11 protein-coding genes are annotated in these 19,821 nt (G+C 68.4%); 9 read left to right on the top strand and 2 right to left on the bottom strand.

Translation table 11 applies throughout. From position 1 onward, the window contains the following. Positions 1-10 precede the first annotated feature (10 nt). The 8 genes from VE759_RS19600 (at position 11) to VE759_RS19565 (ending at position 15,823) form a co-directional block, all read left to right on the top strand. Positions 11-1,429: a PLP-dependent aminotransferase family protein gene (locus tag VE759_RS19600; protein ID WP_324935518.1), complete on the top strand. Its 1,419-nt coding sequence runs from the start codon at positions 11-13 to the stop codon at positions 1,427-1,429. Between the two features lie 9 nt (positions 1,430-1,438). Continuing rightward, a complete protein-coding gene (locus tag VE759_RS19595) occupies positions 1,439-1,876 on the top strand; it encodes a GtrA family protein (protein ID WP_324935516.1) in 438 nt (145 codons plus the stop codon). A gap of 80 nt (positions 1,877-1,956) precedes the next feature. Then, positions 1,957-3,366 (top strand): FAD-binding oxidoreductase, encoded by a 1,410-nt coding sequence (locus VE759_RS19590; protein WP_324935514.1) that lies wholly within the window; start codon positions 1,957-1,959, stop codon positions 3,364-3,366. Continuing rightward, positions 3,367-4,128, top strand: coding sequence for a decaprenylphospho-beta-D-erythro-pentofuranosid-2-ulose 2-reductase (locus VE759_RS19585; RefSeq protein ID WP_324935512.1), 762 nt, complete (start codon positions 3,367-3,369; stop codon positions 4,126-4,128). A gap of 19 nt (positions 4,129-4,147) precedes the next feature. Beyond that, complete coding sequence (locus tag VE759_RS19580; RefSeq protein ID WP_324935510.1) at positions 4,148-6,022, top strand: galactan 5-O-arabinofuranosyltransferase; 1,875 nt, start codon at positions 4,148-4,150, stop codon at positions 6,020-6,022. After that, on the top strand, positions 6,022-9,270 hold the full coding sequence (locus VE759_RS19575; RefSeq protein ID WP_324935508.1) for an arabinosyltransferase domain-containing protein: 3,249 nt from the start codon (positions 6,022-6,024) through the stop codon (positions 9,268-9,270). The genes VE759_RS19580 and VE759_RS19575 overlap by 1 nt, the downstream gene beginning before the upstream one ends. 24 nt (positions 9,271-9,294) lie before the next feature. After that, a complete protein-coding gene (locus VE759_RS19570) occupies positions 9,295-12,585 on the top strand; it encodes an arabinosyltransferase domain-containing protein (protein WP_324935506.1) in 3,291 nt (1,096 codons plus the stop codon). Positions 12,586-12,598: 13 nt separating this feature from the next. Further along, the gene (locus tag VE759_RS19565) at positions 12,599-15,823 is read left to right on the top strand and encodes an arabinosyltransferase domain-containing protein (protein WP_324935504.1); all 3,225 of its coding nucleotides are present in this window, start codon (positions 12,599-12,601) and stop codon (positions 15,821-15,823) included. Here the strand turns inward: VE759_RS19565 and VE759_RS19560 are convergent. Both VE759_RS19560 and VE759_RS19555 read right to left on the bottom strand, forming a co-directional pair. Beyond that, on the bottom strand, positions 15,820-17,169 hold the full coding sequence (locus VE759_RS19560) for a serine/threonine-protein kinase (RefSeq protein WP_324935502.1): 1,350 nt from the start codon (positions 17,167-17,169) through the stop codon (positions 15,820-15,822). The genes VE759_RS19565 and VE759_RS19560 overlap by 4 nt on opposite strands. Before the next feature lie 30 nt (positions 17,170-17,199). Then, on the bottom strand, positions 17,200-19,422 hold the full coding sequence (locus VE759_RS19555; RefSeq protein WP_414687958.1) for a molybdopterin-dependent oxidoreductase: 2,223 nt from the start codon (positions 19,420-19,422) through the stop codon (positions 17,200-17,202). Positions 19,423-19,503: 81 nt separating this feature from the next. On the opposite strand from VE759_RS19555, the gene VE759_RS19550 reads away from it, so the two are divergent. Next, a complete protein-coding gene (locus VE759_RS19550) occupies positions 19,504-19,773 on the top strand; it encodes a type II toxin-antitoxin system VapB family antitoxin (protein WP_324935555.1) in 270 nt (89 codons plus the stop codon). Positions 19,774-19,821: the final 48 nt, after the last annotated feature.

Raw genomic sequence — 19,821 nt, 5'->3', positions numbered from 1 at the left:
CAATTTACCCATGTCTTCATGGGCCAATTCGGCCAACCGCGACCTTCACCTGGATCTGCGCCAGGTCATCCGACCGGGTGCGCGCGGCCTGCGCGACCTGCTGTTGACCTCGCTGCGCGACGCCGTCCGTTCCGGCCGGCTGCCCGAGGGCACGATGCTGCCGCCGTCCCGCGGCCTGGCGGCCGACCTGGGCGTGGCCCGCAACACCGTCGCCGGGGCCTACGCCGAGCTGGTCGCCGAGGGCTGGCTGGCCTCGCGGCAAGGCTCGGGCACCTGGGTGCTCAACACCGGCGGCAATCAGCTGTCCGCGCGTCCGCGCGGCACGCCGGGCATCCCAAGGCACAATCTGCTGCCCGGCTCGCCGGACGTGTCGGCGTTTCCCCGCGCCGAATGGCTGACGTCCACCCGCCGCGCGCTGAACGCGGCACCCACCGAGGCCCTGCGTCTGGGCGATCCGCGCGGCCGCCCGGAGCTTCGCGAGGCGCTCGCCGAATACCTGGGCCGGGCCCGTGGTGTGCACACCTCGCCGGAGTCCATCGTGATCTGCGCGGGCACCCGGCACGCGGTCGAGTTGCTGGCCCGGGTGTTCGGTGCCGCGGGCCCGATCGCGGTGGAGGCCTACGGCCTGTACCTGTTCCGCGACGCGATCGCCGCGATGGGCGTGCAGACCGTGCCGATCGGTGTCGACGACGGCGGCGCGGTCGTGGCCGATCTCGAAACGGTGCAGACACCGGCCGCGCTGCTCACCCCGGCACACCATTTCCCGCACGGCCGCCCGCTGCATCCAGCGCGCCGCACCGCGGTTCTGGACTGGGCCAACCGCACCGGCGGCTACGTGCTGGAGGACGACTATGACGGCGAGTTCCGCTACGACCGCCAACCGGTCGGCGCCCTGCAGAGCCTGGATCCCGACCGGGTTGTCTACCTCGGTTCGGCCAGCAAGAGCCTGTCGCCGGCGCTGCGGCTGGGATGGCTGGCATTGCCGTCCGACCTCGTGGAGCCGGTAGTCGCCGCCGGCGGCGGCCAGCAGTTCTACGTCAACGGCATCGTCGCGATGACGATGGCCGACTTCATCAGCCGCGGGCAGTACGACCGGCACATCCGCCGGATGCGCTCGCGCTACCGTCGCCGCCGTGACATGGTGGTCGACGCGCTGGCCGGCTTCGATATCGAGATCGGCGGCCTGTCGGCGGGGCTGCACCTGCTGCTGAGGCTGCCGGACGGCGCCGAGCACCAGGTGTTGCGGCGCGCCGGCGAGTCCGGGGTAGCGCTGGCCGGGCTGTCGCGAATGCGTCACCCGCTGGCCGGCCCGGAGGTTCCCAGCCGTGACGGCGTCGTCGTGAACTACGGCACACCGGCCGAGCACGCGTTCGCCCCGGCCGTGGACGCGCTGTGCGGCGTGCTGAGGGCCTGCGGGCTGGATCGCTAAGCTGCCCGAGTGGCCGAGTTAGCACCGCCGACGCCGCGCTTGAGTCTCAGAACACAGGCGTGGCGGTTCCTGGTCACCGGCGGGCTGTCGGCGATCGTCGACTTCGGCCTGTATGTCACGTTCCTGTCGCTCGGCCTGTACGTCAACGTCGCCAAGTCGCTGAGCTTTGTCGCGGGCACCATCACCGCGTACCTGATCAACCGCCGCTGGACGTTCCAGGCGCCGCCGAGCAGGACACGCTTCATCGCGGTCATGCTGCTCTACGGGCTGACCTACGCGGTGCAGGTCGGCATCAACTACCTCTTCTATATGCAGTTCGAACACCAGCCGTGGCGGGTGCCGGTCGCCTTCGTGATCGCACAGGGCACCGCGACCGTGATCAACTTCGTCGTGCAGCGCTCGGTGATCTTCCGGTTGGACGGAGCGCCCGCCGCGCGGCGAACGTGACGCCAGAGTCACACCAGCGACCGGAAGTGGCGCTGGTGTCACGTTCGGCGGCGGCAAAGGCCCCGCTACGCTGAGCACCGATGTTTTCGACCACCACTCGGCGCCTGACCGGCTGGGGCCGCACCGCCCCGTCCGTCGCACAGGTGTTGTCGACCCCCGACGTCGAGACGATCGTCAAGGCGGTGTCGCATCTGGCCGACGACGGCGGCCAGGCCAAAAGCACCAACAACGCCACAAGCACCAGAAGCAGAGGCGTGATCGCCCGCGGCCTCGGCCGCTCCTACGGCGACAACGCGCAGAACGGCGGCGGCCTGGTGATCGACATGACGCCGCTGAACCGAATCCACTCGATCGACGCCGACACCCGGCTGGTCGACGTCGACGCCGGCGTGAACCTGGACCAACTGATGAGAGCCGCTCTGCCGTTGGGGCTTTGGGTGCCGGTGTTGCCCGGCACCCGCCAGGTCACCGTGGGCGGCGCGATCGCCTGCGACATCCACGGCAAAAACCACCACAGCTCGGGCAGCTTCGCAGACCACCTTCGCTCGATCCAACTGCTCACCGCCGACGGCGAGATCCGCCACCTGACACCGAATGACCCGGACTCCGACCTGTTCTGGGCCACCGTCGCAGGCAACGGTCTGACCGGTATCATCCTGCGCGCCACCATCGAGATGACCCCAACGGAAACGGCGTATTTCATCGCCGACGGCGACGTCACCGCCGGCCTCGACGAGACCATCGCCTTCCACAGCGACGGCAGCGAGGCCAAATACACCTATTCCAGCGCGTGGTTCGACGCGATCAGTGCACCACCGAAGCTCGGCCGCGCGGCGATCTCCCGCGGGTCACTGGCCACGCTGGACCAGCTGCCCAAGAGGCTCCGCCGCCACCCGCTGAAATTCGACGCGCCGCAACTACTTACCTTGCCCGACGTGTTCCCGGACGGGCTGGCCAACAAGTACACGTTCGTCCCGATCGGCGAGCTGTGGTACCGCAAATCCGGAACGTATCGCGGCAAGATACAGAATTTGACCCAGTTCTACCACCCACTCGACATGTTCGGTGAGTGGAACCGCGGCTACGGGCAATCCGGTTTCCTGCAATACCAATTCGTCGTTCCGACGTCGGCGGTGGAGGAATTCAAGAGCATCCTGCGCGACATCCAGTCGTCGGGTCACTACTCGTTCCTGAATGTGTTCAAGCTCTTCGGCCCCGGAAACCAAGCCCCGCTGAGCTTCCCGATCCCCGGCTGGAACGTCTGCGTCGACTTCCCGATCAAGGCCGGTCTCGCCGAACTCGTCAGGGAGCTGGACCGCCGCGTGCTGGAGTTCGGTGGCCGGCTGTACAGCGCCAAGGACTCCAGCACGACCGCCGAAACCTTCCACGCCATGTATCCCCGCATCGACGAATGGATCGCGGTGCGGCGCAAGGTGGATCCCAACGGGGTGTTCGCCTCCGACATGGCCCGACGCCTGGAGCTGCTCTAGATGCTTGACGCGGTAGGCAGTCCGCAGACCATTCTGCTGCTGGGCGGCACATCCGAAATCGGGTTGGCGATCTGCGAGCGCTATTTGCGCACCGCGCCGGCCCGCATCGTGCTGGCCTGCTTGCCCGACGACCCCGGCCGCGATGACGCCGTCAAGCAGATGAAGGCCGCCGGCGCCCGCGCGGTCGAGATGATCGACTTCGACGCCCTCGACACCGGCGACCATCCCAAGGTCATCGACGAGGCGTTCGCAGGCGGTGACGTCGACGTCGCAATTGTCGCGTTCGGCCTTCTCGGCGACGCCGAAGAGCTGTGGCAGAACCAGGCCAAGGCCGTGCAGATCGCCGAGATCAACTACACCGCAGCCGTTTCGGTGGGAGTGCTGGTCGGCGAAAAGATGCGCGCGCAGGGCTTCGGCCAGATCATCGCGATGAGCACCGTGGCCGGCGAACGCGTGCGACGTTCCAACTTCGTCTACGGCTCCACCAAGGCCGGCCTCGACGGCTTCTACCTCGGCCTCGGTGAGGCGTTGCGCGAGTATGGAGTTCGGGTGCTGGTGATCCGGCCCGGTCAGGTGCGCACCCGGATGAGCGCGCACATCAAGGAAGCGCCGCTGACCGTCAACAAGGAGGACGTCGCCGAGCTCGCCGTCACCGCCGCGGCCAAGGGTAAGGAACTGGTCTGGGCACCGCCGACCTTCCGCTACGTGATGATGGTGCTGCGACACATCCCGAGGCCGATCTTTCGAAGACTCCCCATATAGCGATGCGAACCATTTAGCGATGCGAACCGCTTTGGCCACCTTGGGCCACATGGCCATCGCTGCCGCGGTGGCGGTGATCGTCTCGGTGGTGTCGCTGGTCGCTGTCTCCCGCGTCGAATGGCCCGCCTACAACACCTCCAACCAACTGCACGCGCTGACCACCGTAGGCCAATTCTGTTCACTGGCAGGGCTTTTGGTCGCCAGCTGGTTGTGGCGCCGCGGGCGGCGACTGGTGGCCCGCGGCGCCGCACTGATCTTCCTGTCGGCGTTTTCGGTCGCGACGCTGGGCATGCCGCTGGGCGCGACGAAGCTCTACCTGTTCGGCATCTCGGTCGACCAGCAGTTCCGCACCGAATACCTGACCCGGCTCACCGACAGCGCGGCACTGCGCGACATGACCTATTGGGGTCTGCCGCCGTTCTACCCGCCGGGCTGGTTCTGGATCGGCGGCCGGGTCGCGGCACTGACCGGCACCCCCGGGTGGGAAATGTTCAAGCCGTGGGCCATCACGTCGATCACGATCGCGATCGTCGTCGCATTCGTGTTGTGGACCCGCATGATTCGCTTCGAATACGCGCTGATCGTGTCGACCGCAACGGCCGCCGCGACGCTGGCCTACTCCTCCGCCGAGCCGTACGCGGCGATCATCACCGTGCTGCTGCCGCCGGTGCTGGTGCTGGCCTGGTCGGGGCTGCGGGGGGCCGCCCGATCCGGGGGCTGGGCGGCGGTGGTCGGCGCCGGGGTGTTCCTCGGTTTCGCGGCGACGTTCTACACGCTGCTCTTCGTCTACAGCGCGTTCACGCTGGCCGTGATGACGGTGGTGGCCGCCGCGGCGCTACGCAGGCACCGCTGGTGGGATCCGCTGCTGCGGTTCGCGGTGATCGCGGCGATCGCCGGGCTGATCGCGCTGATCACCTGGCTGCCGTATCTGCTCGCCGCCGTCCGCGGCCACCCCGCGAATTCGGGTACGGCCCAACACTATCTGCCCGCCGACGGCGCCGCGCTGTCGTTCCCGATGCTGCACTTCACGCTGCTCGGCGCGCTGTGCATGGTCGGCACGGTGTGGCTCGTGGTGCGCGCCAGGACATCGGCCCGCGCCGCCGCGCTGGCGATCGGGGTGCTGGCGGTCTACGCGTGGTCGGTGCTGTCGATGCTGACCACGCTGGAAGGCACGACGCTGCTGTCGTTTCGCCTGCAGCCGACGCTGACGGTGCTGCTGACCGCCGCGGGCGTATTCGGGTTCGTCGAGGCCGCGCTGGCGCTGGCCGGTCGCTATCAACCGGACACCGGCCGCCGGATCGTGGTCGCGGCCGCTGCGCTCGGTGTGATCGGTGCGATGATGTTCAGCCAGGACATCCCCGACGTGCTGCGCCCCGACATCGTCATCGCATACACCGACACCGACGGCCACGGCCAGCGCGCCGACCGCCGCCCCCCGACGGCGGAGAAGTACTACCAACAGATCGACGAGAAGATCCGGCAGCTGACCGGCAAGCCACCCGACGACACCGTCGTGCTGACCGCCGACTACAGCTTCCTGTCCTACTACCCTTATTGGGGGTTCCAGGGTTTGACGTCGCACTACGCGAACCCGCTGGCGCAGTTCGACAAGCGCGCCGCGGCGATCGAGAGCTGGTCGCGGCTGCCCGACGCCCAGCACTTCCTTGACGCGCTGGACGGGCTGCCGTGGCGACCCCCGACGGTGTTCTTGATGCGCCGCGGCGCGAACGACACCTACACCCTGCGGCTGGCGTCCGACGTGTATCCGAACCAGCCGAACGTGCGCCGCTATCAGGTTGCGCTGGACGCCGCGTTGTTCGCTGATCCGCGATTCACGGTGACCGGCATCGGGCCGTTCGTGCTGGCCGTCCGCCACCGGGACAATGTCCGCTGATGGCTACGGAAACGGCCCCCCAGGCTGCGCAACTACGATCTACTGCCGTGACCGACGCGGCGGGCAATTACCGAACCGCTCGGATCGTCGCCGCGGTTGCCGGCCTGCTCGGCGCGCTGCTGGCGGTGGCCACACCGTTGCTGCCGGTGAACCAGACCACCGCAAAACTGAACTGGCCGCAAAACGGCGTGCTCGACAGCGTCACCGCGCCGCTGATCTCCTACGTCGCCACCGACCTGAACATCTCGGTGCCGTGCCGGGCGGCCGCCGGCCTGGCCGGCCCGGCCAACCCCGACAAAACCGTGCTGTTGTCCACGGTGCCCAAGCAGGCACCGAAGGCCGTCGACCGCGGGCTGCTGATTCAGCGGGTCAACAACGACCTTCTCGTCATCGACCGCAACACCCCGGTGGTCAGCGCCCCGCTCGACCAGGTGCTCACCCCGGCCTGCCAGCGACTGACCTTCACCGCGCACGCCGACAAGGTCACCGGCGAGTTCGTCGGCCTGGTCAAGGCACCCGACAGCGACGACCCCGGCAAACCGTTGCGGGGCGAGCGCAGCGGCTACGACTTCCGGCCCCAGGTCGTCGGGGTGTTCACCGACCTGTCCGGCCCGGCCCCGCCCGGGCTGAGCTTCTCGGCCACCATCGACACCCGCTACAGCAGCTCGCCGACGCCGCTCAAGTGGATCGCGATGGTCCTCGGCGTCGCGCTGACGGTCGTCGCGCTGGTCGCGCTGCACGTGCTGGACACCGCCGACGGCCGACGGCACAAGAGGTTCCTGCCCGCCCGCTGGTGGTCGGTGACCCCGCTGGACGGAGTGGTCGCCGCGGTGCTGGTGTGGTGGCACTTCGTCGGCGCGAACACCTCCGACGACGGCTACATCCTGACGATGGCGCGGGTGTCCGAGCACGCCGGCTATATGGCGAACTACTACCGCTGGTTCGGCACCCCGGAGGCTCCGTTCGGCTGGTACTACGACCTGCTTGCGCTGTGGGCGCACGTGTCCACCGCAAGCGTCTGGGTGCGGTTGCCGACGCTGTTCATGGCCCTGGCCTGCTGGTGGGTGATCAGCCGCGAGGTAATCCCCCGGCTGGGTCACGCGGTCAAGGTGAACCGGGCCGCCGCGTGGACCGCGGCGGGCATGTTCCTGGCGTTCTGGCTTCCGCTGAACAACGGGCTGCGGCCGGAACCGATCATCGCGCTGGGCATCCTGCTGACCTGGTGCTCGGTCGAACGTGGAGTTGCCACCAACCGGCTGCTGCCGGTCGCGGTCGCCTGCATCATCGGGGCGCTGACGCTGTTCTCCGGGCCCACCGGCATCGCGTCGATCGGCGCGCTGCTGGTCGCGATCGGACCGCTGCGGACCATCCTGCATCGTCGTTCCACGCAGTTTGGCTACCTGGCGCTGCTGGCCCCGATCGTGGCGGCGGGCACGGTCACAATCATCCTGATCTTCCACGACCAGACGTTGGTCGGCGAGTTGCAGGCCACCTCGCTGAAGCGGGCGGTGGGGCCGAGCCTGAGCTGGTTTGACGAACACATCCGCTACGAGCGGCTGTTCATGGCCAGCCCGGACGGTTCGGTGGCGCGCCGCTTCGCGGTGTTGACGCTGATCGTCGCGCTGGCGGTGTCGGTGGCTATGGCGTTGCGCAAGGGCAGGATTCCGGGCACGGCGGCGGGGCCGAGCCGTCGCATCATCGGCATCACGATCATCTCGTTCATCGCGATCATGTTCACGCCGACCAAGTGGACGCACCACTTCGGTGTGTTCGCCGGGCTGGCCGCTTCACTCGGCGCCCTCGCCGCCGTCGCGGTGACCGCCGCGGTGATGAAGTCGCGCCGCAACCGCACCGTGTTCGCGGCGCTGGTGTTGTTCGTGATGGCATTGTCGTTCGCCAGCGTCAACGGCTGGTGGTACGTCTCGAATTTCGGTGTGCCGTGGTCGAATTCGTTCCCCCAATGGAACTTCGGGTACACCACGTTCCTGCTCGGATTTTCATTTTTAACGCTGCTGGTGGCGGCGTGGTTCCACTTCTCCGGCCGCGATACCGGCCGGCCCCGCGACGACGGCCGTTGGTCGCGGCTGGGCCGCGTCGTCCAGTCCCCGCTGGCGGTCGCGGCGTGGCTGCTGGTGGCGTTCGAGGTGTTCTCGCTGACCGCTGCGGTCATCGGCCAGTATCCCGCCTGGACGGTCGGCCGCTCCAACCTCGAGGCGTTGGCCGGCAAGACCTGCGGCCTGGCCAACGACGTGCTGGTCGAACGGGACCCGAACGCCGGCATGCTGACACCGGTCGGCGTACCGGCCGGCTCGGCGCTCGGGGCGGTCACCTCGGAAGGATTCACCGCGAGCGGCATCCCGTCGGACGTGTCCGCCGACCCGGTGATCGGCGGGCCTGGCGGCTTCGTCCGCAGCAGCGACAGCTCGGAAAGCACGAGCCAAACGGGCACCGAGGGCGGCCTGACCGCGGCCGAAGGCATCAATGGCTCGCGGGCCAAGCTGCCGTTCGACCTCGACCCGGCGCGCACGCCGGTGCTCGGCAGCTACCGAACGGGCATCCAGCAGCCCGCCGTGCTGCGGTCGGCCTGGTATCGGCTGCCGCCACGCGATCAGGCCGGACCGCTGCTCGTCGTGTCCGCGGCGGGCCGCTTTGACCGGCGCGACGTGCAGGTGCAGTGGGCCGGCGCCGACGGCAAGGTGATGGGCTCGACGGGATTTGGCGACGTCGGGGCGCCGCCGGCATGGCGCAACCTGCGGGTCCCGCTGTCCGCGATCCCGGCGAGCGCCACCCAGATCCGGCTCTACGCCAACGACGACGACCTCGCCCCCCAGCACTGGGTCGCGCTCACCCCGCCACGGAATCCGCAGCTGCGCACCCTGCAAGACGTCGTGGGCTCGCAAGATCCGGTGTTGCTGGACTGGCTGGTCGGGATGGCGTTCCCGTGCCAGAAGCCGTTCGGCCACAACGACGGCGTGATCGACGTGCCCAAGTGGCGGATCCTGCCCGACCGGTTCGGTGACGAGGCCAACTCGCCGGTGATGGACCACGTCGGCGGCGGTCCGCTCGGTATCACCGAGTTGTTGCTGCGTGCGACGACCGTGCCGTCGTACTTGAAGGACGACTGGTTCCGCGACTGGGGATCGCTTCAGCTGCTGCGGCTGTACTACCCCAACGCGCAACCCGCCCGCCTCGATCTCGGTTCGGCAACGCGTAGCGGCCTGTGGAGCCCGGCGCCGTTGCGCCACTAGGTGCGTCGCATACCATCGACGCTCGTGCCCAGCCGAGCGACTGACGATCGACGCGCCGGGGCGCACCGTGTTGCCAGGCTGGTCGCCGTGGTCGCCGGGATCGCCGGCGCGCTGCTCTGCTGCCTGGTTCCGCTGCTGCCGGTGCGGCAGACTACCGCGACGATTCTCTGGCCCCAGGGCGCGGGCGCCGACGGCAACGTGGCCGATGTCACCGCCCCGCTCGTGTCGGGCGCGCCGCAGGCGCTGGACGTGTCGATCCCGTGCCCGGCCGTCGCGACGCTGCCGGCATCGGGCGGTCTGGTGTTTTCGACGGTGCCGAGCAGCGCCACCGACGCCAGCAAGTACGGCCTTTTCGTCCGGGCCAACACCGACGTGGTCGTCGTCGCGTTCCGTGACTCGGTCGCCGCGGTCGCGCCGCGGCCCGCGGTGTCCTCCGGCGCTTGCAGCGTGCTGCACATGTGGGCCAACGTCGGCGGGGTCGGCGCCGACTTCGTCGGCATCCCCCGCGCCGCGGGCACGCTGCCGATCGAAAAGAAGCCTCAAATCGCCGGCCTGTTCACCGACCTGCGGGTGCCCGCCCAGCCGGGCCTGAGTGCCCGCGTCGACGTCGACACCCGGTTCATCACCTCACCGACGCCGCTGAAGTCGGCGGTGATGCTGCTCGGCTCGCTGTGCGTGCTCGCCGCGATCGTCGCGCTCGCGGTGCTCGACCGGTACTCCGGGCGGCGCCCGCCGAGCTCGTGGAAGCGGTGGCTGCGCGTGGGTCCGGCCACCTGGCTAGCCGACATCGGCGTCATCGGCACCCTGCTGGTTTGGCATGTCATCGGCGCGATTTCGTCGGACGACGGGTACAACCTGACCATCGCCCGGGTGTCCCACCAGGCCGGCTACTTTCCGAATTACTACCGCTTCTTCGGCGCCACCGAGGCCCCGTTCGACTGGTACGCCGCCGTGCTCGCACATCTCGCGTCGGTCAGCACCGCAGGGGTGTGGATGCGGCTGCCGGCGACGCTGGCCGGCATCGCCAGCTGGCTGATCCTCAGCAGATGCGTGCTGCCCCGGCTGGGCCGGGGTATCGAAGCCAACCGGGTAGCGGTGTGGACCGCGGGGGCGGTGTTCCTGGCCGCGTGGTTGCCGTTCAACAACGGGCTGCGCCCCGAGCCGATCATCGCTTTCGGCACGCTGGCGACCTGGGTGCTGGTGGAAAGCGCGATCGCGACAAGGAGATTGGCCCCGGCGGCGGTGGCCGTCGTGGTAGCAACCCTCACCGCGACGCTGGCGCCGCAGGGTCTGGTCGCGGTTGCCGCGCTGTTGACCGGTGCACGCGCCATCGCCCGGATCATCGCGCGGCGGCGCACAGCGGACGGCGTGCTGGCACCCGTGATGGCGCTGCTGGCGTCGCTGACGCTGATTTTGGTGGTCGTGTTCCGGAGCGAGACGCTGGCCGCGGCCGCCGAGTCCGGCCGCATCAAATACACCGTCGGCCCGACGATCGCGTGGTATCAGGAGTTCCTGCGCTACTACTTCCTGACCGTCGAGGACAACACGGATGGGTCGATGACGCGGCGATTCGCGGTGCTGGTGCTGCTGCTGTGCCTGTTCGGCATGCTGGTCGTGTTGCTGCGGCGTGGCCGAGTGCCCGGCCTTGCCAATGGTCCGGTGTGGCGGCTGATCGGAACCACCACGGTCGGCCTGCTGCTGCTGACGTTCACGCCGACGAAGTGGGCCGTGCAGTTCGGCGCGTTCGCCGGGCTGGCCGGGGCGCTGGGTGCCGTTACCGCGTTTGCGTTCGCAAGCGTCGGGCTGCACAGCCGCCGCAACCTGGCCCTGTACGTCACCGCGCTGCTGTTCGTGCTGGCCTGGGCGACGTCGGGCATCAACGGCTGGTTCTACGTCGGCAACTACGGGGTGCCGTGGTTCGACAAGCAGCCGGTTATCGCCAGCCAACCGGTGACGTCGATGTTCCTGGCGCTGGCGATCGCGACCGGCCTGCTGGCCGGCTGGTTGCACTTCCGAATGGACTACGCGGGCCACACCGAGGTCGCCGACACCCGCCGCAACCGGGCGCTGGCGTCCACGCCGCTGCTGGTGGTGGCGTTGATCATGGTGGTGCTCGAGGTCGCCTCGATGGCCAAGGGCGCGGCGCAACGCTATCCCGTCTACACCACCGCGAAGGCCAACGTTGACGCGCTGACATCGGGCTTGGCGAAGACCAGCTGCGCGATGGCCGACGACGTGCTCGTCGAGCCCGACACGAACACCGGCATGTTGGCGCCGGTGCCCGGGCAGGCGTACGGGCCCGCAGGACCACTCGGCGGCACGAACCCGGTCGGTTTCACACCCAACGGCATCAGCGACACCCTCGATCCTCCCGAGCCGACCATCGCCAAGCCCGGCACGGTGAACTCCGACGGGTCGCCGAACAAGCCGATCACCGGTATCGGCTTCACGGCCGGCACCGCCGGCGGATACGGTCCCGAGGGGGTTAACGGCTCGCGCGTCTTCCTGCCGTTCGGCCTCGACCCGGCCCGCACCCCTGTGATGGGCAGCTACAACGAGAACACGGTGGCCGCGCATGCCGAATCGGCGTGGTATCAGTTGCCGCCACGGACCCCCGACCGGCCACTGGTCGTGCTTGCCGCCGCCGGCGCGATCTGGTCATACAAGGAGGACAGGTCGTTCAGGTACGGGCAGTCGCTGCGGCTGCAATGGGGCGTGCACCGGCCCGATGGCAGCTACCAGCCGCTGGATTTGGTGCAGCCGATCGACACCGGCCTCGCTCCGCAGCGGGCCTGGCGCAACCTGCGATTCCCGCTGGCGTGGGCGCCGCCGGAGGCCAACGTCGCGCGCATCGTCGCCGACGACCCGAACCTGTCCAGCGATCAATGGTTCGGGTTCACGCCGCCGCGGGTCCCGGTGCTGCAGACAGTCCAGCAGTTCATCGGGTCGAAGACCCCGGTGCTGATGGACATCGCGACCGCCGCCAATTTCCCGTGCCAGCGACCGTTTTCGGAGCACCTCGGGGTCGCCGAGCTGCCGGAGTACCGGTTCCTGCCCGAACACGACCAGTTCGTGGTGTCGTCGAACATGTGGCAGGCCGTCGCAAAAGGCGGACCGTTCCTGTTCACCCAGGCGCTGCTGCGAGCCTGGACGATCCCCTCCTACCTGAGAAACGACTGGTACCGCGACTGGGGCGGCATCGAGCGCCTGGACCGTCTGGTACCCGCGCAGCTGGCGCCGGACGCCGTCATCGACCAAGGTTCCGTCACGGTGCGCGGCTGGACCCGCAGCGGCCCGATTCGGGCCTTGCCATGATTCGAGCACCGCGATGACCGCCACCGAGACGACTCCGCTGACCGAGCGCGACGCCGGTCAGGTCCGCCGCAACGTGAAGCTGACCCGCTGGGCGGCCACCATCGCCGGGCTGATCGGGTTCGTGTTGTCGGTGGCCACCCCGCTGCTGCCGGTGGTGCAGACCACCGCGACGCTCAACTGGCCGCAGAACGGTCAGCTGTCGAATGTCACCGCGCCGCTGATCTCTCAAACGCCGGTAACGATGTCGGTGACCGTGCCGTGCGACATGGTGCGGTCGATGCCCCCGAACGGCGGGATGGTGCTCGGCACCGCGCCGAAGGACGGCAAGCAGGCGGCGCTGATGGCGCTGTTTGTGAACGTGACGCCCAGCCGAGTCGACATCACCGACCGAAATGTGGTGGTGGCCAGCGTGCCCCGGGACCGGGTGGTTTCACCGCAGTGCCAGCGCATCGAGATCACGTCATCGGAGGCCGGCACCTTCGCCACGTTCGTCGGGCTCACCGATTCGGCGGGCAAGCCGCTGCGCAGCGGCTTCGCCGACCCGAATCTGCGCCCGCAGATCGTCGGGGTTTTCACCGACCTGACCGGCCCCGCGCCGCCAGGGTTGAGCCTGTCGGCGCAGATCGACACCCGGTTCTCCACGAGGCCAACGGTTTTGAAGCTCACCGCGATGCTGTTGGCGATCGCCGCCACCATCGTCTCGCTGGTCGCATTGTGGCGCCTGGATCAGCTCGACGGCCGGCGCATGCGCCGGCTCATCCCGGCCCGGTGGCGGACATTCACCTGGACCGACGTCGTCGTCGTCGTCGGCTTTTTGACCTGGCACATCATCGGCGCGAACTCGTCGGACGACGGCTACATGGTGCAGATGGCGCGCGTCGCCGGGCACGCCGGCTACATGTCGAACTACTTCCGGTGGTTCGGCAGTCCCGAGGACCCGTTCGGCTGGTATTACAACCTGCTCGCGCTGATGACGGGCGTGAGCGACCAGAGCATCTGGATTCGGCTGCCCGACCTGTTCGCCGCGCTGGTGTGCTGGCTGCTGTTGAGCCGCGAGGTGCTGCCGCGGCTCGGTCCGGCGGTGTCGTCCAGCCGGGCCGCGGTGTGGGCGGCGGGGTTGGTGTTGCTGGCGGCGTGGATGCCGTTCAACAACGGGCTGCGGCCGGAGGGCCAGATCGCGCTCGGTGCGCTGGTCACCTACGTGCTGATCGAGCGGGCGATCATATCGGGCCGCATGACCCCGGCGGCGCTGGCGATCCTCGCCGCGGCGTTCACGCTTGGTATCCAGCCGACGGGGCTGATCGCGGTCGCCGCACTGGTGGCCGGTGGCCGGCCGATCCTGCGGATCCTGGTACGACGGCACCGGATCATCGGCACCTGGCCGTTGGTCGCGCCACTGCTGGCCGCCGGCACAGTGGTGCTGACCGTGGTCTTCGCCGACCAAACCCTGGCAACGGTGTTGGAAGCCACCAGGATTCGCACCGCGATCGGGCCGGCCCAGGCGTGGTACACCGAGAACCTGCGCTACTATTACCTGATCCTGCCGACCGTCGACGGGTCGCTGTCGCGGCGGTTCGGCTTCCTGATCACCGCGCTGTCGCTGTTCACGTCGATATTTATCTTGTTGCGCCGCAAGCGAATTCCTGGCGTGGCGCGGGGGCCGGCGTGGCGGCTGATGGGCGTCATCCTCGGCACGATGTTCTTCCTGATGTTCACGCCGACGAAGTGGGTGCACCACTTCGGGTTGTTCGCCGCGGTGGGTGCGGCGATGGCGGCGCTGGCCACCGTGCTGGTGTCGCCGAATGTGCTGCGCTGGTCGCGTAACCGGATGGCGTTCCTGGCGGCCGTGTTCTTCACGTTGGCGCTGTGCTTCGCGACCACCAATGGCTGGTGGTATGTGTCCAGCTACGGTGTTCCGTTCAACAGCGCCATGCCACGCATCGACGGAATCACGATCAGCACAATCCTTTTCGCACTGTTCGCGGCCACCGCGCTGTATGCGATCTGGCTGCACTTCGTGTCGCGCGAACATGGCGAGGGCCGAGTGGCCCGTGCGCTGACCGCCGCGCCGATCCCGATCGCGGCCGGGTTCATGGTGGTGGTGTTCGTCGGCTCGATGCTGGCCGGCGTGGTGCGGCAATATCCGACCTACTCGAATACCGCGGCGAATCTGCGGACCTTCGTCGGGGGGTGCGGGCTGGCCGACGATGTGCTCGTCGAACCGGACACGAACGCCGGCTTCCTGTCGCCGCTACCCGGCGACTACGGGCCGCTCGGGCCGTTGGGTGGCACCGGCCCGGTCGGGTTCACGCCGAACGGTGTGCCCGAACACATTGTCGCCGAAGCCGTTCGGATGACGTTGCCGCAGCCGGGCACCGATTACGACTGGGATGCGCCGACGAAGCTGAAGTCGCCCGGCATCAACGGCTCGACGGTGCCACTGCCCTACGACCTCGATCCGGCCCGGGTGCCGCTGGCGGGCACCTATGTCCAGGGACCTCAGCAGGTGAGCACGCTGACGTCGGCGTGGTATCAACTGCCGCCGCCGGATGCGGGGCATCCGCTGGTGGTGATCACCGCCGCCGGATCGATCACCGGCAACAGCGTCCTGGACGGGCACACTGTCGGCCAGACCGTCGAGCTGGAATACGCGCGTCCCGGCCCCGGCGGCGCGCCGGTCCCGGCCGGGCGGCTGGTGCCCGACGACATCGGTCCTTCCCCGTCGTGGCGCAATCTGCGGTTCGCCCGCTCCGGCATGCCGCGCGACGCGGTCGCGGTGCGGGTGGTGGCCGCCGACCGCTCGCTGACGCCGGGCGACTGGATCGCCGTCACCCCGCCGCGGGTGCCGGAACTTCGCTCGCTGCAGGAATACGTCGGGTCGACACAGCCGGTGCTGATGGACTGGGCGGTCGGGATGGCGTTCCCGTGCCAGCACCCGATGCTGCACGCCAACGGCGTCACCGAGATCCCGAAGTTCCGGATCACCCCGGATTACACCGCCAAGAAGCAGGACACCGACACCTGGGAGGACGGACAGAACGGCGGCCTGCTCGGCATTTCCGACCTGCTGCTGCGGGCCCACGTGATGGCCACGTATCTGTTCCACGACTGGGGCCGCGACTGGGGCTCGCTGCGCAAGTTCGACACCATCGTCGACGCCCGTACCGCCCAGTTCGACCTGGGCACCGCCACCCGCGGCGGGTGGTGGCGGCCCGGTCCGATCCGGATCAAGCCCTAGCCGGTGGGCAACGGCGGACCCCCGTTGTTGCCGCGGGTCACGTCCTCGTGACATTGCAGTCTGGTCTGGTGGGTCTGTTCCATGCAGACCAGCACCGGAAGTTCGGTGGGGGCCGCGTATGTCGTTTCGGTCGGCGCCGCAGTGCCGGTCGGGCGCGCGACTTCGCCGGGATACACCGACCAGATCTTGTGGTTGGTCGCCGGCAGGTGCGCACAGTACGCCGGTTGGCCGGTGTCGCTGATGCCGGCGGCGCCGACGGTCGTGCAGTCGGCGCCGACGTAGACGACCGGCAGAGTCGGATTTTTCGCCGCCGACCGATAGGCATGTTCGTCATGAAACAGGACGTAGGCGAGCGTGCCGGCCACCATCACCAACAGCGCGATCAACACCGGCACGACGGACCCGCGCCGTGACGACGATCCGTTCCTTCCGTTCTTCGCGTGTCTCGGACCCGACGCGACCAGCGCCGGCTCCGTCACATCATTCGCACCGGCCTCGGCGGCTGCCGTGCCGATCCGGCGCTCCAGTGCCCTGGCGAAGTCGATGCACCGCTCGTAGCGGCCTTCCGGCGATTTGGCCAGCGCCTTGGAAAAGACCGGTCCCAACTCCGACAACTCGGGACGGCGGGAGCCGATTGCCGGCGGATCGGAGGTGAGGTGCTGGCTGATGACGACGGCGGGGTTGGAGTGCTGGAACGGTTGCGATCCGGTCAACAGGTGGAAGGCGGTCGCCGCCAGCGCGTACTGGTCGGCACGCCCGTCGATCGCCTCACCCTTGAGCTGTTCGGGTGCGGCGTAGGCAACGGTGCCGACCGTCATGTTCGACCCGGTCAGCCCGGTGGAACGATCGATCCACCGGGCGATCCCGAAGTCCGCCAAGAGAATTCGCGGGTTGTCGGAATCCGTGTCGGCAAGCAGGATGTTCGACGGCTTGACGTCGCGGTGCAACAGGTTGCGCTTGTGTGCATAGTCGAGCGCGTCGGCGACCGCGGTGATGATCCGGACCACCTCGTCGGGTGGCATCCCGTAGCGATGTCGGTGAAGTAGCACGTCGGCCGCGTCGACGCCCTCCACGTAATCCATGGCGATCCACAGTTGGCCGTCGAACTCGCCGCGGTCGTGGATGCTGACGATGTTCGGATGCCACAGGGTGGCGGCGATGTCGGCTTCCAGATTGAACCGCTTGCGGTATTCGTCGTCGGCACTGACCGTGGCCGCCAGCACCTTCAGGGCATCGTTGCGCGGCAGTCGGGGATGCTGGGCCAGGTACACCTCACCCATCGCTCCCGCGCCGAGTGGCCGCAGGATCGTGTAACCGGCGAACACCTGGTTGACCGCTAACGGCATGCGCGCATCCTATGCTTTGCCCACGAGGCATCAGACACGGGCGACCGTCACCGGAATCCCATTGAGGGCGCCGTTGCCCGACGGCTCGTCGATGAAGGTCGGCGGGGACAACACGTTGGTGTTGGCACCGGGTGACCCGTTGGCCACCGACATCCGGGTGCCGGATTTGCCATGTCCCCAGCCGTGCGGCATCGACACCACGCCGGGTTTGACGGCGTCGGTGACGTCGACCGGGACCTCGATCTCGCCCGCCGACGACTTGACCGCGACGATGTCGCCGGTCGCCACCCCACGCCGGCGGGCATCGCCGGGATGCATCAGCAGCGTGCACCGATCCCTGCCCTTCATCAGCGCGGGCACGTTGTGCAGCCACGAGTTGTTCGACCGCAGGTGCCGCCGGCTGACCAGCACCAGCTCCTCGGCCGGCCGCTTCACGCGGCGCGCCAGCCGCGGCAGGTCGTCGAGCAGGTACTGCGGCGCAAGCCTGACCTTCGCCTCGGGTGTGCCGAGGATGCCGGGCAACTGCGGCACCATGTGGCCGAAGTTGATGCCGTTCGGGTTGGCCTTGAGCTTGTCGAGTGTCAGGCCGCCGGGGTTTTCGCCGTAACGGTCGCCGAAAGGCCCGGTGCGCAAGGTCAAGTCGAGAATGCGCTCCGGGCCGCCGTGGTCGTAGCGCTCGCGGATCGCCGCGCCGTCGAGGCCCTGCGTGAATGCCAAGTAGTCGAAGTACCCGTCATCTATGGCCGCGACGTCGACGTCCTCGGCGGGCGTGCCGGTGCACAGCCCTGTCAGCCGAATCAAAATCTCCCACTCCTCCGGCCGGTCGCGGTCGTCGGGGTAGAACACCGGTGCGGAGTAGTTGGCGAAGCTGTTGATCGCGAAGTTTAGGATCAGGTCATCGTGGTGCGGCTGCTCGAGCGGCGAGAGCCCGGGCAGGATCACGTCGGCGTGCCGGGTGGTCTCGTTCAACCAAAGGTCGACGGAGATCATCGCTTCCAACCCCGGCAGCGCCTGGTCGAGTCGATCGCCCGCCGGGCTGGACAACACCGGATTGCCGGCCACCGTGATCAACGCCTTGATCTGTCCGGCACCGGGCGTCGCGATCTCCTCGGCCAGGCATGAAACCGGGACCTGACCGAGCACCTCCTTCGCCCCGCGGACGCGGGTGTGCCAGCGGCCGAACTCCGGACGGCCGCCTTCCAGCCCCGGCAGCGGCTGCGTGGTCACCGACCAGGCGGCCGAGCGCGGAAACATCGCACCGCCCGGCGTGTCGAAGTGGCCGGTCAGGATATTGATCACGTCGACCAGCCAGCTGGCCAGGCTGCCGAACTCCTGATTGCACAACCCGATTCGGCCGTACACCACCGCGCGTTCGGTGCTCGCGAGCTCACCCGCCAGTCGCTTCACCCGCTCGGCGTCGATGCCGGTCAGGGTCGCCACCCGTTCCGGCGGCCAGTCCGCTGCCACCCGCCGCATCGTCTCGACGCCGTCGATGTGGGACCCGGCGGTTCCCAGCGATACCAGGTCCTCCTCGAACAGCGTGTGCGCGATCGCGAGTAACAGCGCCGCATCGGTGCCCGGGGTGATCGGCCACCACTCGTCGGCGCGGGCCGCCGTCTGCGTGCGCACGGGGTCGACCACAATCACCTTGCCGCGCTTGCGAATGTCGTTGATGAGTCCCATCACGTCGGGCGCGGCGAGCAGTGAGCCCTGTGACGCCGCGGGATTGGCGCCCATCACGACAAGCATGTCGGTGCGCTCGATGTCCGGCACCGGGAACGTCCACCATCCGCCGTACATCAGATGCGACGACAGGTTCTTCGGCCACTGGTCCACCGTCCCCGGCGAATACGTGACCGGCATTCCCGACATTCCGAGCAGCACACCGGTGTAGCGGGCCAACGAGAATGCGTGCGCGAGCGGGTTACCGGTGTACGCGGTGACCGCACCGATGCCGTACTTTGCGATCACCGGTGTCAGCAGCTCGGTGCAGCGGCCGAACGCCGCGTCCCAACTCACTTCGCGCCACTGCCCGTCCACCTTTATCAACGGGCGCCGGATGCGGTCCGGATCGTCGTGCAGCGCCCCGAGCGACGCCCCCTTGGGACAGAGATGTCCACGGCTCCACGCATCATCGCGGTTGGCCCGGATGCCGGCGATCTTGCCGCCATCGACCTGAATCCGCAAGCCGCACATGGCTTCACAGAGCGGACAGGTGTGCAGGTGCGTGCCGTCTGCACCGATGGCAGTCAACGGGACGTCTCTTTCTGCGGCGGTCACCCGCTCACCGTACGCCTGAATCGCTACGAGTGGTAGCGAAAGTCTAGGCGCCAAATCTCGGGTAGAAAAGACCCTGAGGTAGACCGGCTCGCCACCGAACTGGCAACCCGCCTGAAAACGAACAAGACCGACGCCATCCGCCACGCCCTCCACGCCCAGCTGGCGCTGCTGGAATCGCGCGCCGGTGACCGTCAGGCACAGCTCCTCGACGTCCTGCGCACCGAAATCTGGCCGCTGATCACCGACCGCACCCCCATCACCAAGCGCGAACGCGAGGAGATCCTCGGATACGACCCCAACACCGGAGTCCGAGCACCGCAATGATCATCGACAGCAGCGCCATCGTGGCGCTGATCCAGGGCGAGCAGCCCC

Origin of the sequence: Mycobacterium sp., from assembly GCF_035640695.1 — a bacterium.
In the GTDB taxonomy this organism is placed as follows: Bacteria; Actinomycetota; Actinomycetes; order Mycobacteriales; family Mycobacteriaceae; genus Mycobacterium.
Note: the sequence above shows the minus strand (reverse complement) of the source record. Positions and strands in the feature narration are given on the sequence as shown.

Excerpts from the sequence above, each read along its gene's own strand:
- VE759_RS19585 (WP_324935512.1), top strand. The coding sequence starts at position 3,367 with ATGCTTGACGCGGTAGGCAGTCCGCAGACCATTCTGCTGCTGGGCGGC.
- VE759_RS19565 (WP_324935504.1), top strand. The coding sequence starts at position 12,599 with ATGACCGCCACCGAGACGACTCCGCTGACCGAGCGCGACGCCGGTCAG.
- VE759_RS19575 (WP_324935508.1), top strand. The coding sequence starts at position 6,022 with ATGGCTACGGAAACGGCCCCCCAGGCTGCGCAACTACGATCTACTGCC.
- VE759_RS19560 (WP_324935502.1), bottom strand. The coding sequence starts at position 17,169 with ATGCCGTTAGCGGTCAACCAGGTGTTCGCCGGTTACACGATCCTGCGG.
- VE759_RS19590 (WP_324935514.1), top strand. The coding sequence starts at position 1,957 with ATGTTTTCGACCACCACTCGGCGCCTGACCGGCTGGGGCCGCACCGCC.
- VE759_RS19600 (WP_324935518.1), top strand. The coding sequence starts at position 11 with ATGTCTTCATGGGCCAATTCGGCCAACCGCGACCTTCACCTGGATCTG.
- VE759_RS19580 (WP_324935510.1), top strand. The coding sequence starts at position 4,148 with ATGCGAACCGCTTTGGCCACCTTGGGCCACATGGCCATCGCTGCCGCG.